We start from the raw sequence: 13177 nt of genomic DNA, 5'->3' as shown, positions 1-13177 counted from the left end.
CCGGACACCCAAGGAACAGCCGTGCGCTTCGCCACCCTCCGCATCGACGACACTCTCACCGCGGCCCGCATTGAAGGTGACCGCGCTGTCCTCGTCGACGCCTCTCACGCCGTCGACGCCTACCTGCGCCGCGAGCACCTGATGGAAACCGGAGAGGTCGACGCGCGGACCGCTCACTATGCCCGCGTCTCCCCCTCCCCGGCGCACATCCTGTGCATCGGTCTGAACTACCGCAGCCACATCCAGCAGCTGGAACGCCCCACCCCCGCCTACCCGACGTTCTTCGCCAAGTTCCCCTCCACACTCACCGGCCCTCTCGACGACATCACACTGCCGCGCATCAGCGACCACATCGACGGCGAAGCGGAACTGGCCGTCATCGTCGGACGACGCCTGAGCCGCGTCGGCGTGAACGAGGCGAACGAGGCCATCGCCGGCTACACCGTGGCCAACGACATGTCCTTGCGGGACTGGCAGCACCGCACCACCGAAGCGCTCCAGGGCAAGGTTTTCGACCGCTCGACACCGCTCGGCCCCGTACTGGTCACACCCGACGAACTCGACAACGCCCGCGGCCTGACCGTCACCTTCACCGTCGATGGCGTCGAATGGCAGCGCGGATCCACCAGCGATCTGCTGTTCACCCCTGCCGAACTGCTGGCCTACTGCAGCACCTTCCTCACTCTGGAACCCGGCGACGTCATCCTCACCGGCACCCCTGGCCGGACGTCCGCAGCCGAGACCACCCTCTCCCCCGGCCGGACACTGGTCACAGCAGTGGAAGGCATCGGAGCGGCAGTCAATCCCACCAGCGCCGATCCCCTGCCCGACACCCGCGTCCTGCAGCAGGAGTGCGGACCGCGATGACCTCACATACACATCGAGCACCCCCCTGTTCAACACACGCAGGGCCGAGACGAACCGCGCCTCGCCAGTCCCGACACGCTCGGCCTGTGGGCGTTCGCCCTGGGAACCTCCGTGGGCAATCTCCCCGACACGGGAGGGGTCGCACGAGCAGGTCTCGCCACATGTGTCGCCGTCTTCCTGGGCGGCGGAGCTCAACTCCTCGCGGGGCTACAGGAGTACCGAACCCGCAGCGTCTTCGGGGCAACCTCGTTCACCGTCTTCGGCCTGTTCTGGATCACCATCGGCGTGACCGGCTGGCTGACCGGCACGCACCTGCTCCCCCACACACCACCGACCACGTCACCCTCGGCTGCTACCTCGCTTGCTGGACGGTGTTCGCCTTCATCCTCTTCGGCGCCACCCCCGCCCTGAACCGTGCGCTCGAGATCACAGTGAGCCTGTCCGGCGTCGGCCTGCCGGCCAAGACCATCGGCGCCTTCGGCAACTCGCCGTCTTCACCCGCGTCGGCGCCTGGCTCCTCATCGCTTGCGCGACCGCCGCGGCGTACACGCGACAGCACAGTTCCGGAACACCGCCTATCAGCGCAACGTGCTGCCTCTCGGTGACCTCACTCGATCACCCGCCGCAGTCACGACCACCCCCTCCCCCTCATGCCGACCCGCCAGCCGAAGCAACACGACAGCAGCCCGCCGGAGGAAGCGTTCAGTCACCAACGCCTGCCCAAGCGGCGAAACACCCAAGCCCTTGACGGGGCTGAGGCGAACCCTCAGCGAAGTACAGTTCACTTGTACATGTTGATTGCGCGATCCGCATAGGATGCACCCATGAACGAGGAGGACACACTCGCAGAAGATCTGCGCCAGGTGATCGGAGAACTGGTCCGCACCGTACGAACCGTGGACACCATGCCCTCCGGCGAAGCCGCCATCCTCGGCCACCTCGACCGCACAGGTCCGCACACCACGGCCGAACTGGCAAACCGCCGGGGAGTGACCCACCAGTCGTCAGCCAAAACCGTCAAGGACCTGCGCGCCAGCGGCCTCGTCCGCACCGAACCCCACCCCACCGATGGACGCAAACTCCTGGTCCACATCACCGAAACCGGACGAGCCCGCCTCCGTACCGAACGAGCACACCGTTCCGATCGTCTCAACACCGCCATCAGCGAGACACTCAGCCCAACAGAACAGCAGCAACTACGCGACTGTGTCCGCCTGCTGGCCCGTCTGACAGCCCACCTACGGACCTGATCAGCGACAACCGATCCCAGCAGCCTGTGACTCAGCACCTCGAGGCTCCCCACGGCCCCGGTCGGTTCCCGGTGACGTCACATCGAACGACACAACCGACGGGCCGTGTGCCGGTCACACAGCGAGCCAGCCGGGGATCACGAGAAGTCACCGTGCGAACGCTCGTTCAGCGCAGCAGGCCTGCCGAACCACTTCACCGGACAGGAGACAGCCATGGACTCCCGCATCACCCAACCAGCACATGACGGCACGGCCCATCCGGCCGGCCCGCCCTTCTCGCCTCTGCGACTGGGCACCTGGCCCACCCCTTTGGAACCGGCTCCCCGGCTCGCCACGGCCCTGGGGCTGCGTCCGGAGGATCTGTGGATCAAACGCGATGACCTCACCGGACTCGCGGGAGGCGGCAACAAGATCCGCAAGCTGGAGTGGACCGTCGCAAAAGCGCTGGCCGAACACGGGGACACCCTTGTCACCACTGGCGCAGCCCAGAGCAATCATGCCCGCCTGACCGCGGCAGCCGGAGCCCGCCTCGGCCTGGACGTGGTGCTCGTCCTCCAAGGGGAACCGCCGGCCGCAGCCGCCGGCAACCTCCTGCTCGACAGCCTCCTCGGCGCCCGCCTGGTCTGGGCCGGCGACGCGGACGGCGAGGCTCTCGATGCGGCGGCCCGCGAGACCGCCAAGGACCTGCGCAAAGCGGGCGCGACCCCCGCCCTCATTCCCTTCGGCGGCTCCAGCGCCCTCGGCGCGCGAGGTTACCTGGATGCCGGCAGCGAGCTGCTCGAGCAGTGCCCTGACGTCCAGCACATCGTCGTAGCTCTCGGCTCGGGCGGCACCATGGCCGGACTGGTCGCCGCTGCCGGAGCCCGACGGGTCCTCGGAGTGGACACCGGTGCCCGCCGCGACGCGAAAGCAGCCGTCCACGAGTACGCAGCAGCGCTCACGCACGCTCCTGTCGCGGCGGAGGAACTGCGGGTGCGGACCGACCAAATCGGCGCGGGCTACGGAACACTCACTCCGGCGACAGCCGAGGCCCTGTCGCTGGCCGCCCGGTGCGAAGGCGTGGTCCTGGACCCCGTCTACACCGGCCGGGCCCTCGCCGGACTGCGTGCCGCCGTCCGTGACGGGGACATCCGCCCCGGTGAGACGACGGTCCTGGTGCACACCGGCGGGCTCCCCGGCTTCTTCGGCCACTCAGAGATTCCGGCCGTGCTCGGCTGACGCACCGTGGCCGCCGCACCACCAGCAGGCGGTCCAGGCCGACGCGGGAGCCGGGAGACGCTCATCGAGGTGAGTACAGCGTGGCTGTGGCCGTGTGACGCAAGAAGTCCTCAGCGCGGTCCCAGGACCAGCCGCTGTCGACCACGAGGGTGCGCCAGCCGGACGGGCCGAACCAGAACCACAGAGCGTCTGCCGTCTCCTGCGGTGCGCACAGCGGCGGGCCACTCAGTGAGTGCAGGTGGTGCGCGACCGTGACCAGCGCCTCCCGGTACGCCGCGGTGGCGCGCTGCCACAGCGCTTCACCGTTCTCATGCACCGGCAACGCCTTGTGGATCGCCTCGTGCACACGGAAATGCTCCTCGTTGCCGGCTCTGGTGCCGCGCGCCAGTGCCTCCAGAACGACCTCGGGCCGGTCCAGGGCGAGGAGTTGCCGTACGGCCTGCTCGTGGCCGGACGCAGCCACGCCCTGGTCCACGATCCGGTCCAGGATGTCGCTCTTGCTGCCGACGCTCGCGAACACCGTCTTGGAAGAGACACCGGCTGCGGAAGCGATGTCCGCGACGGTCACCAGTCCGTAGCCGCGAGCAGCGAACAGCTCGGTCGCTCGCTGGAGGATCTGCTCCCGCGTTCGCGCGGCGGCCTGCGCGCGCAGAGGGGAGACGTAGGAGCGCTTCGGGGGCACCGCCCCATCCTATACATTTCCTTGGCACACTATTGATTAGGTCACCTGTTACCTTAATTGAGGGACCGGACCACACGGCCCCCATCGGACGAGAGGCATCACCGATCATGGCAATGGCCAGCACCGAACTCGCACACGGACTGTTCAGCGTTCTGGAGACCGGAGACGCGAAGCTGGCCGCTGAGGTGGTCGCCGCCGACTTCCGCAACCGGGAGGCAGCCGTGGCGCCCTCCACCTGCTCCCTACCGGGCCCTGCCGGCGTACTCGCCTCCGGAGCCTGGATGCGCGCCGCCTTCGGCGAGCTGCGCTTCCCGATCACGGACATCACCGGCGGCGACGGACAGGTCTGGGTCCGCCTGCGCATGCAAGGGCGCCACACGGGCCCCTTCGTGCGCTTCCGCGACGGCTCACCGGACCAGGCCGTCCCCGCCACCGGACGACAGATCGACTTCGAGCAGATCCACATCCTCGCCCTGCGCGACGGCAAGGTGATCACCCACCAGGCAGTGCGCGACGACATCACCATGCTCGGGCAACTCGGCGTCTTCCCGCCCGCTCCGGCAACCGCTCTGCGCATGATCGCCTGGAAGCTCACCGGGAAGGCCGCACGCGCCGCCGCCGACGTCACCGCACAGGCAGAGGAAGCCGCCCTCACGGCATCGAGCCACTGAGCCACAGCTTCGGCTCGCCCCACACCCGCGAGGGTGAAAGGTGCACGCCCAGCGCAACGGCTCTTCCCGCGGACCTGGACGCCCCAAGCGGCCGAGAGGTCTCTCACCGGGACGGGGTCCGAAGTCGTAAGCAGCGGTGCAGCCCGAATCGGCAGCAGGTCTGAAGTGCCTGATGAAGCAGCGCCAAACTTCCACAGCGACGGCATTCAAACGCTGTCACCACTCGCACGGCGTGTCCGAATCTGTGGGAGACCCGTCCGATCGGACGCTTCGCGGGGAGGCACCGGTAAGGAACCGTGGAGGTGAGTCGGAAGTAACCGACGTTGAGACCTTCAAGGAGTCACAGTGCCCGAAACGATCGCCGGGATCACGGTCCCGGACACCGCCCTCGCCCGCGAGGCCAACCAACTCGTGCGCCAGTCAGCTGACGACACGCTCTTCCATCACTCTCACCGAGTCTTCCTGTGGGGGATGCTCAAGAGCGCTGCCCGAGGACTCCAGGTGGATCCCGAGCTCGCCTACGTGGGAGGCCTCTTCCACGATCTCGGGCTGACGGCGGCCTACCGCACGAAGGACCACCGCTTCGAGCTCGACGGCGCCGAGGCCGCGTACGCCTTCCTCCGTGACCACGGCAAAAGCGAGGAGGAGGCCCGCAACGTCTGGTTGGCCATCGCATTGCACACCACGCCTGAGGTCCCCCTCCACTTGGCACCCGAAGTTGCCGTCGTGACGCTCGGTGTCGAGACCGACGTCCTGGGGCTGACACTCGAGGAGCTCGACCCCGAACACCGTGCCGAGGTCGTGGCCGCCCACCCCCGACCGGATTTCAAGAACCGCATTCTCAAGGCCTTCTACGACGGCATGGCCGACCGGCCCGACACCACCTTCGGCACCATGAACGACGACGTCCTCGCGCACTTCGACCCAGACTTCCAGCGCCAGGACTTCGTCCAGATCATCCGGGCGAACGCCTGGCCCGAATGAGCTGACCCGCGATACCTACGTCCTGGGTGCACAGCGATCGGACAGCACGGGTCGGCCCGTCCGCCACAGGCTGCGCCGGCCCGGCAGCTGCAGTGCCGCACCGCCGACCGAGCCGGCCCGCAAGGCGAGGGACTCTGCGCTCTCGGACGCGTCAGAGCTACTCAGGGAAAGGAGCCCCCACAGCATGACCGTCCACCGTGTGGCCTTCCTCGTGTTCGACGGCCTGAAGCTGCTCGACGTCTCAGGCCCCGCTGAAGTGTTCGCCGAGGCCAACCGCCTCGGCGCACGCTACGCGCTGCATTACGCGTCGCCGTCCGGCGACCCGGTAGTCACATCGATCGGCACGCGCCTGTCCGTGCACTCGGCCGCAGCAGACCTCCGAGACATCGAGACACTGGTCGTTCCGGGCGGTGACCTCCTCGTCACTGAGCCGATCCCACCTGCCCTGACGGGCGCCGTCCGGCAACTACATCCTCACGCCCACAGGCTGGTGTCCATCTGCACCGGCTCATTCGTCCTCGCTGCCGCAGGCCTGCTGTCAGGACACCGTGCGACCACACACTGGCGCCACGCCCAGCTGCTCGCCCGGGCCTACCCCGATGTCAACGTCGAGCCGAATTCCCTCTTCGTCGAAGATCATGGCATCTTCACCTCCGCAGGAGTAACAGCGGGTATCGACCTTGCGCTGTCCCTGGTCGAGCGTGACCACGGTGCCGATCTCGCCCGCGACATCGCCCGGAGCCTGGTCATGTTCATGCAGCGGCCGGGAGGGCAGTCTCAGTTCTCCGCACCGCTGACCCTGAACGCGCCTCGCACGCCCGCGCTCAGGGCAGTCACCGAACTCGTCTCGGCACAGCCCGCACTCGAGCACAGCACGGATTCGCTGGCCGTTCTCGTCGGCGTCAGTCCCAGACATCTCACCCGACTGTTCAACGCTGAACTCGGCATTACACCGTCGAAATTCGTCGAACGCATACGGATGGAACACGCCAAAGCACTGCTCGACGCCGGTCACAACGTGGCCCAGAGCGCCCGCGCCGCCGGCTTCGGCAGCCCAGAAACACTGCGGCGCATCTTCGTAGCCCGGCTCGGCATCTCACCCGGCCAATACCGAGCCCGGTTCGCCACAACACACTCAGATGCAGACGCCCACCACCCGCAAGCCACCTCCAAGAACTCCTCCTGATTCTCGAAGCATGATGTCGCCAGTGCTGGTCTGAGCAACCTCTTGCTGCCCTACGTCCGCGCCCTCAACCCGGGCGGGACGGTCGAGCTGCCAGCTCCATCGTGGCCGAACGGGCCTTCGCGACTCCAGATGACCTGATCGCACCGACAGACGCGGCCTACGCAGCTCCGGTAGCGACACGATGCCTCACCGGCACCGGCCTGTCCGCACCCTCGTGATCTAAGAGGTCGTTTTCTCCCGTTGTTTCATCCCGGGATCTGTGGTTGGTGCGGCTTTGCGGGGTCGTGCCAGGAGATGGTGTTCTCGTTGGTGAGGCGGCGGGCCATGAGGTCGGTCATGGCGAGGTGGATCATGGCTTCGGAGCGGTCCGGGAGGGCTTCGTAGTCGCGGGCCAGGCGGCGGTGGAGCATCAGCCGGCCATAGGTCCGCTCGGCCGTCCAGCGTTTCGGGATCGGGGTGAATCCTCCGGTGCCGGGCGTGCGTTGGACGATTTCCATGTCGGCGCCGAGGGTGGCTGCGTGTTCGACGAGGTGTGGGCGGTGGCCGCCGTCGACCCAGGTCTTGCGGACGGTGGGATGCTCCGCGGCGATGTGTTCGACGAGGGCCTGGCCGGCGTCGCAGTCCTGCACGCTCGCCGCGGTGACCAGCACCGCCGGCAGCAGACCGAAGGTGTCGGTGACGGTACTTCGCTTTCTGCCCACGATCTTCTTCCCGGCGTCGAGGCCCTGCCCGGCGGCCAGGACGCCGGTGGAGGTCTTCACGCTCTGCGCGTCGATGACGAGGGCGGGCAGCCTGACTCATCCGACGGCGGGTGTAACTGGACAGGGCCTCCAGATAGCGGCTGGAGCCCTCCGCGTACAGCACGCCGAGGGCCAGGGAGGACTTGCCCGATCCGGAGACGCCCCCGATCGACACCAGCTGGTTCAGGGGCAGCGAGGCGTCGATGTTCTTGAGGTTGTGCACACGCGCACCGCGCACCTCGATCGTCTCGGGTGCCGTGGGGCGGGAGCGGTTCATGAGGTTGCATCCTTGTCAGCGAGACCAGCGAAGCGCAGGCGAGCCGCGCGGTGACAGAGGGCGCCAGGGGCGCCGGGTCAGCGATGGGGAGACGGAGTGCCGGTCACGCCTCGTCATCCGGAACCTGGCCCTCAAGGCCGACCAGTACGGCCTCGACCTGGGAGCGGACGACTTCGGCAGTGAGCGGTACCTTCTCGACCCCGTCCTGCAGCAGCCACCCGTCGATCAGGGCGACCATGGTCCGAGCGGACTGCGGTGACATGTTCACCGCCAGGGCTTCACGCCACCGGTCGTGCCACTCACTGGCGAGGGCGGCGACATCCGGATGGGTATGTCCGTAGACGACCATCTCGTAGCTCAGCTGCTGATAGAACGAGCTGACGCGGTTCTCGCCGGCGACGATCGACGTGATCCGGTCGATGAGCTGTGTTCTCGTCATCGGCTGCGACAGCTCGGCCAGCGGCACGACCCTCACCGTCGACAGGTGGCGGAACATCTCCACGACCAGCTTCTCCGCCGTGGGGAAGTAGTACGTCACCGAACCCAGCGGCACACCGGCCCGGACCGCCACACGCCGGTGATTCACCCGATGCGCCCCCTCCTCCGCGGCCACCTCAAGCGCCGCATCCAAGATTCGCAGGGGCCGCCCAGGATCGTTGGGCACCCGACGAGTACTCACTGCCACCACCCCCTTCACTGCGTACTCTTGTACGCACTTGTGTATGCAAGAGTACGCAGTGGGTATCTCCGTTGGGCGGACCGGCCGCATGTCCGGTGGGGACGGAGCGTGCGGGCCTCCGCCAGGGCACGCGTTCGGGCCGAGGACCTGCGGCTCACACGTCGGGGAGCTCGGACTTCGTCGCGCGCGATGCGACGGCCTCGTGGCGAGCCGGGCGACGGTCCAGCCGGCCCGATAGCACCGCAAAGTCCAGGCCGACCAGCGCCAGCAGCACGCCGACCCAACTCGGTGCCACCCTCCCGAACCCGGCCGCGATCACCGCGCCGCCGAGGTAGGCGCCCAGCGAGTTGGCGATGTTGAAACGGCCGGGCCCGCCCGCTGATCCGGCGGGCCGCGCCGGATCAGCGGGATGACAGCCCTGTGGCTCCTCCGTCCTACCGGGCGAACCGTACGGGCAGGCTGCGCGGACCGTGGATCATCATTCCCGGGCGCCAGGTGATCGCCGCCGGGTGGACGTCCAGGGCCAGGTCCGGGCAGCGTTCCAGCAGCGTCCGCAGGGCGATGCGCGCCTCCAGCCGGGCCAGCGGCGCACCCAGGCAGTGGTGGATGCCGTGGCCGAACGCCACATGGCCGCGGGTGTCACGGAGGATGTCGAAGCGGTCGGGCTCGGGGAAGCGCTCGGGGTCGCGGTTGGCATCGGCCATGGCGACGAGGACGAGTTCGCCCCCTCCGGGGATGACCGTGTCGCCGATCGTCACCGGTTCGGTGGTGAAGCGGAACGTGGGGGTCTCCAGCGGTCCCTCGTAGCGCAGCGCCTCCTCGACGGCTGCGTCGACGAGGGAGAGGTCCGCACGCAGAGCGGCCAGTTGCTCGGAGTGGGTCAGCAGGGCGAGGACGGCGTTGGATATGAGGTTCACGGTGGTCTCGTGGCCGGCCACGAGCAGCAGCCAGGCCATGCCGAGGAGTTCCTCGTGGGAGAGCCTGTCGCCGTTGTCGTCCGAGTTGTGGATCAGTCCGCTCATGAGATCGTCACCGGGCTGCTGCCGCTTGCGCTCCACCAGCTCCACCAGGTAGTGCGCCATCGACTTCGCCGCGGTCTGACGCAGTTCGGGATCGGCCGCGCCGAGTGCGTCGTTCGACCACGCCCTGAAGGAGCTCCGGTCCAGGTCCGGCACACCCAGAAGTTCGCAGATCACGGAGATGGGCAGCGGAAAAGACAGCGCCTCGACGAGGTCGACGCGCCCGCCGGGGGCGGCGAGCATCCTGTCCAGGAGCGTGTCCGTCGTCTCCTGGATGCGCGGGGCGAGCTCCTCGACGCGGCGCGTGGTGAACTCCCGGGCGACCAGCTTGCGCAGCCGGGTGTGGTCCGGCGGGTCGGCCCTGAGCATATGCGTGCCGGGGGATATGGCGCCGAGGGGAAGGGAGGGCGAGGCCTTGCTCCAGTCCTTGGAGAGTCTCTGGTCCGCGAGGGCGGCGCGTCCGGCCTCGTATCCGACGACGAGCCAGGCCTCCGCGCCTCCTTCCGGCATGCGAATGCGGTGCACCGGGCCCTGCGACCGCAGTCGGGCGTAGACGGGGTAGGGGTCGCGGGTGAAGGACTCGCCGAGCGCCGCGAGGTCGACCACGCTCATGGGAATACCACCTACTGAGGTTGAACTCGTGATGTCGGCTTCGGTGATCAGGGGTTGATGGTCAGTCCCGTCTCGGCGAGGCAGCCGTCTATGAGGTGGCTGCGGTACTGGATGTGGCGGAGACCGCGCCGGATGCGCTGGGCGAGGTGTTCGGGGGTGCTGAAGGCGACGTTGGAGAGCCAGCCGCGCCGTAGCAGGGACCAGATGCCTTCGACGGGGTTGAGGTCGGGTGCGTAGGGCGGCAGGTAGTAGATGGTCAGCCAGTTCCGGGCTGCCGCCCATTCCCGCAGGTCGGCGGCCTTGTGGACGTTGAGATTGTCCCAGATGAGGACGATCGGGCCGTCGAGCTGCTGGTGTGCTGCGGTCAGCAGGTCGCGGTAGTCGCGCCAGGAGAAGCTTTTGCGTCCGTCGCGGTTGCCGTCGTCGCGGCGGGGCCGGTAGATCAGCCTCGAGCGGTGGCCGGGTTTGTAGCAGGTCAACGCTGCGATGGAGATGCGTCTGCGGGAGCGGCCGCGGACGCGCACCACCGGGGTGCGGCCACGGGGCGACCAGGTCTTCGCCTGCGGCGGCGTCATGGAGAAGCCGGCTTCGTCCTCGAAGACGAGCCAGGCTCCACGGGCCGCCGCGAGTCTTCCGCGCAGGGCCAGGTCTCCTTCACCCAGCCGGCCACGGCCTCGTCGTCGCGTTCCAGGGCCCGGCGAGCGGGGACCTGGCAGGACCAGCCGTTGCGCACCAGCAGCTTGCGCACGCCCTGGATGGTGTAGGCCAGGTGGAAGCGTCGACCGATCACGGTCTTGATCCGGCCCAGGGTCCAGCGCTGGTCCTCCCAGCCGTGCGCGGCCGGCCCCTTGACCAGCTCCGCCTCCAGCTGGGCGAACTGCCTCTCGCTCAGCCTCGGCAACGACGCCGGGCCCTGCGACCGCAGAGCACGCGGCCCGCCCTCGTCCCATGCCTGCCGCCATCGCTGCACCGACCGGACACTGACGCGCAGGTCCTTGGCGATCACCGAACTCGCCTCGCCGAGGGCGAACCGCTCGGCCGCCTGAAGCCGTAACCCCTCGCGGAACTGCTGTCGTTCGGCGGTCAGCCCGCCCCCTTGTGGATACCGCATGCACTGGTGATACCGCAGGCGACTGCCGCCCGTCAGCCCCCTACGACACCACGAGTTCAACCTCAGTAACTGATTCCGGAAAAAGGGAGTTGTGTGCCGCAGTGACCCAGGCGCGAACGTCATGGCGACGCGGAGGCGGCAGGGGAAGGGGTCACCCGGGAAGCGGCCGGCGGTTGTCGTCCACCGGCATGTGCGGCGCCGTGGAGGGACGCGTTTCGGCCGGGCCGTGGGCGCCGTGCACGCCGGATGCCGCCGGCTCATGGTTCCGGTAATGGTCCGCCCCCTCGGATCAACACCTGATCGCCCACCGACTGTAGCTTCTGTCGCCACTGAAGGGAGGCGAATATCGGGCGCGCGAAAGGCGGTGGGCGCGTCAGTGCGACCGGTCGGGTGTCAGTTTCCGTACAGGAACTGACGGTGGGCCTCGTACTGACTTCCCGCCGTCAGCCCGTAGGCCAGTGTGCGGTGACCGGTGCCGCGCACGTCACGCTGTCCGTAGGCCGTGCAGGTGCGGCGGGCGGCGTCGTTCCACTCCTTGAAGATGACGACGTGGCGGGTGATGTTGTCGCCGGTGGCGTCGATGACAAGGTCGCCGGGCTGGAGCCAGTACTCCAGTTGCAGTTCGAAACGATCCCAGTTCCCCTGATGAAGCTCCGGGGTGGCGCGGCAGTCGCCCCGGAGCTGAGCCACTTCACAAGGAGAAGAAATTGGATAAGCGCCAACTGATCTTGTTGCTGGTAGTGATCATCGCCTTTGGGGTAGCAGGACTGACGATCGGACTGATGGGTTTCTCACGGACAACAGCACTCATTGCCTTCGCCGTCATCGCTGCGCCCTTGCTCTACCTGATTTTCAGTCGGTCACAACAGGGCAGGTAGCAATCCCGGCCCCAGATCCTCATACCTGCTCTCCACGGCCTCGAGGGTGCTACGTGTGAGACCTGCGCGGAAGTTGTCCAAGACAAGGTCGCCGCTCGGCATTGAAGTTTCCCCGTGATCTTGGGCACTCGATCTCTATGCCGTGAGGGTGTGCTGGTGGCGCTGTCTGGTCTCAGCCGGGGTGAGGTAGCCGAAGACCTTGTGTTTGCGCAGGCGGCGCCGGTTGTGGAACGTCTCGATGAAGGCGAGGACCTCGGTGCGGGCGGTGGTCCGGTCGGGCCGGGTGCGGATCTCTTCCTTGAGCGGGGTCCAGAAGCTCTCCGCGGCGGCGTTGTCGAAGCATGATCCGGTGCGGCCGCAGCTTTGCCGCAGACCCAACTCGGTCATTTTCCTGCGGAATTCGGCTGATGTGTATTCGCTGCCGCGATCCGAGCGGGTGAGGCGTTCCGGCTGCAGGCCGCCGCGGCCATGGGCCGTCTTCAGGGCGTCGGCGACGAGGGAGGCGCGGTGGTGGTCGGCTGTCGCGTATCCGACGACCTCGCGGGCGGCCAGGTCCAGCCGGCAGGCGAGGTGGAGCCGGCCCTCGGCGGTGGGGAGGCAGGTGATGTCCCCGACCGGCTTCGTGCCCGGCCACTCGGCGTGAAGTCGCGGCCGATCAGGTCCGGGGCCGGTCCCGCCCTCTTGTCCGGCCGGGTCAACGAGCGCCGTCGACGGCGGTGGGCGCCCTGGACACCGCGTTCACGCATGACGCGGGCGACGCGTCTGCGGTTCACCGCCCGGCCCGGGCGACGCGGTTCGGCGTGGATGCGCGGGACGCCGTACGGGTGGCGCGGGCCTTCACCGCCGCCTGCCAGGCGTAGAAGGAGGAGCGGGCCACGTTCAGCAGCCGGCACAGGAGAGCGACGCCATGGGTGGTCCTCCCCGCCTCGATGAACGCGTACGTCCCGTTCATCGAGCGCTCCCCTTCGCGAAGAAGACCGCGGCTTTTCACAGCACCTCGATC

Annotated in this window: 15 protein-coding genes and 2 pseudogenes; 8 read left to right on the top strand and 9 right to left on the bottom strand. The window is 68.1% G+C overall.

Going from position 1 to position 13177, the window contains the following annotated elements; genetic code table 11:
* Nucleotides 1–21: 21 nt before the first annotated feature.
* The 4 genes from ACIQ8B_RS31610 (at nucleotide 22) to ACIQ8B_RS31595 (ending at nucleotide 3335) form a co-directional block, all read left to right on the top strand.
* Complete coding sequence (locus tag ACIQ8B_RS31610; protein WP_403551604.1) at nucleotides 22–867, top strand: fumarylacetoacetate hydrolase family protein; 846 nt, start codon at nucleotides 22–24, stop codon at nucleotides 865–867.
* Nucleotides 868–873: 6 nt separating this feature from the next.
* On the top strand, nucleotides 874–1278 hold the full coding sequence (locus ACIQ8B_RS31605; protein ID WP_403551629.1) for an acetate uptake transporter: 405 nt from the start codon (nucleotides 874–876) through the stop codon (nucleotides 1276–1278).
* A gap of 413 nt (nucleotides 1279–1691) precedes the next feature.
* Nucleotides 1692–2117, top strand: coding sequence for a MarR family winged helix-turn-helix transcriptional regulator (locus tag ACIQ8B_RS31600; protein WP_403551602.1), 426 nt, complete (start codon nucleotides 1692–1694; stop codon nucleotides 2115–2117).
* Nucleotides 2118–2330: 213 nt separating this feature from the next.
* Nucleotides 2331–3335 carry a D-cysteine desulfhydrase family protein gene (locus ACIQ8B_RS31595; RefSeq protein WP_403551600.1) on the top strand — a complete coding sequence of 335 codons (1005 nt, stop codon included), beginning with the start codon at nucleotides 2331–2333 and terminating at the stop codon, nucleotides 3333–3335.
* Between the two features lie 61 nt (nucleotides 3336–3396).
* Here ACIQ8B_RS31595 and ACIQ8B_RS31590 read toward each other — a convergent pair whose 3' ends face one another.
* A complete protein-coding gene (locus tag ACIQ8B_RS31590) occupies nucleotides 3397–4017 on the bottom strand; it encodes a TetR/AcrR family transcriptional regulator (protein WP_403551598.1) in 621 nt (206 codons plus the stop codon).
* Nucleotides 4018–4130: 113 nt separating this feature from the next.
* On the opposite strand from ACIQ8B_RS31590, the gene ACIQ8B_RS31585 reads away from it, so the two are divergent.
* The 3 genes from ACIQ8B_RS31585 (at nucleotide 4131) to ACIQ8B_RS31575 (ending at nucleotide 6858) form a co-directional block, all read left to right on the top strand.
* Entirely contained in the window at nucleotides 4131–4688 is a 558-nt protein-coding gene (locus ACIQ8B_RS31585; protein WP_403551596.1) for an ester cyclase, read from the top strand.
* 345 nt (nucleotides 4689–5033) lie between these two features.
* Nucleotides 5034–5672 (top strand): HD domain-containing protein, encoded by a 639-nt coding sequence (locus tag ACIQ8B_RS31580; protein ID WP_290010245.1) that lies wholly within the window; start codon nucleotides 5034–5036, stop codon nucleotides 5670–5672.
* Nucleotides 5673–5856: 184 nt separating this feature from the next.
* The gene (locus ACIQ8B_RS31575; RefSeq protein WP_403551593.1) at nucleotides 5857–6858 is read left to right on the top strand and encodes a GlxA family transcriptional regulator; all 1002 of its coding nucleotides are present in this window, start codon (nucleotides 5857–5859) and stop codon (nucleotides 6856–6858) included.
* Nucleotides 6859–7103: 245 nt separating this feature from the next.
* Here the strand turns inward: ACIQ8B_RS31575 and ACIQ8B_RS31570 are convergent.
* From ACIQ8B_RS31570 to ACIQ8B_RS31545, 6 genes and pseudogenes are all read right to left on the bottom strand, one after another.
* Nucleotides 7104–7643, bottom strand: a pseudogene (locus ACIQ8B_RS31570) (transposase); the annotation flags it as partial.
* Between the two features lie 335 nt (nucleotides 7644–7978).
* Nucleotides 7979–8644 carry a TetR/AcrR family transcriptional regulator gene (locus tag ACIQ8B_RS31565; protein WP_403551591.1) on the bottom strand — a complete coding sequence of 222 codons (666 nt, stop codon included), beginning with the start codon at nucleotides 8642–8644 and terminating at the stop codon, nucleotides 7979–7981.
* Between the two features lie 344 nt (nucleotides 8645–8988).
* Nucleotides 8989–10185, bottom strand: a complete 1197-nt coding sequence (locus tag ACIQ8B_RS31560) for a cytochrome P450 (RefSeq protein WP_403551589.1) — start codon at nucleotides 10183–10185, stop codon at nucleotides 8989–8991.
* 47 nt (nucleotides 10186–10232) lie between these two features.
* Nucleotides 10233–10760, bottom strand: coding sequence for a transposase (locus ACIQ8B_RS31555; RefSeq protein ID WP_403551587.1), 528 nt, complete (start codon nucleotides 10758–10760; stop codon nucleotides 10233–10235).
* A complete protein-coding gene (locus ACIQ8B_RS31550; RefSeq protein WP_403551585.1) occupies nucleotides 10757–11296 on the bottom strand; it encodes a winged helix-turn-helix domain-containing protein in 540 nt (179 codons plus the stop codon). The genes ACIQ8B_RS31555 and ACIQ8B_RS31550 overlap by 4 nt, the downstream gene beginning before the upstream one ends.
* Before the next feature lie 393 nt (nucleotides 11297–11689).
* Nucleotides 11690–11986, bottom strand: coding sequence for a hypothetical protein (locus tag ACIQ8B_RS31545; protein ID WP_403551583.1), 297 nt, complete (start codon nucleotides 11984–11986; stop codon nucleotides 11690–11692).
* 17 nt (nucleotides 11987–12003) lie between these two features.
* Here ACIQ8B_RS31545 and ACIQ8B_RS31540 point away from each other — a divergent pair, with 17 nt between their 5' ends.
* A complete protein-coding gene (locus ACIQ8B_RS31540) occupies nucleotides 12004–12174 on the top strand; it encodes a hypothetical protein (RefSeq protein ID WP_290010252.1) in 171 nt (56 codons plus the stop codon).
* Nucleotides 12175–12309: 135 nt separating this feature from the next.
* On the opposite strand, the pseudogene ACIQ8B_RS31535 reads toward ACIQ8B_RS31540, so the two are convergent.
* Together ACIQ8B_RS31535 and ACIQ8B_RS31530 are read right to left on the bottom strand one after the other, a co-directional pair.
* A pseudogene (locus tag ACIQ8B_RS31535) lies at nucleotides 12310–12792 on the bottom strand (DDE-type integrase/transposase/recombinase); the annotation flags it as partial.
* A 151-nt stretch (nucleotides 12793–12943) separates the two neighbouring features.
* Nucleotides 12944–13126 (bottom strand): hypothetical protein, encoded by a 183-nt coding sequence (locus ACIQ8B_RS31530; protein WP_403551580.1) that lies wholly within the window; start codon nucleotides 13124–13126, stop codon nucleotides 12944–12946.
* Nucleotides 13127–13177 lie beyond the last annotated feature (51 nt).

The sequence above is a fragment of the Streptomyces sp. NPDC096105 genome (genome assembly GCF_044763335.1).
GTDB lineage: Bacteria > Actinomycetota > Actinomycetes > Streptomycetales > Streptomycetaceae > Streptomyces.
Note: the sequence above shows the minus strand (reverse complement) of the source record. Positions and strands in the feature narration are given on the sequence as shown.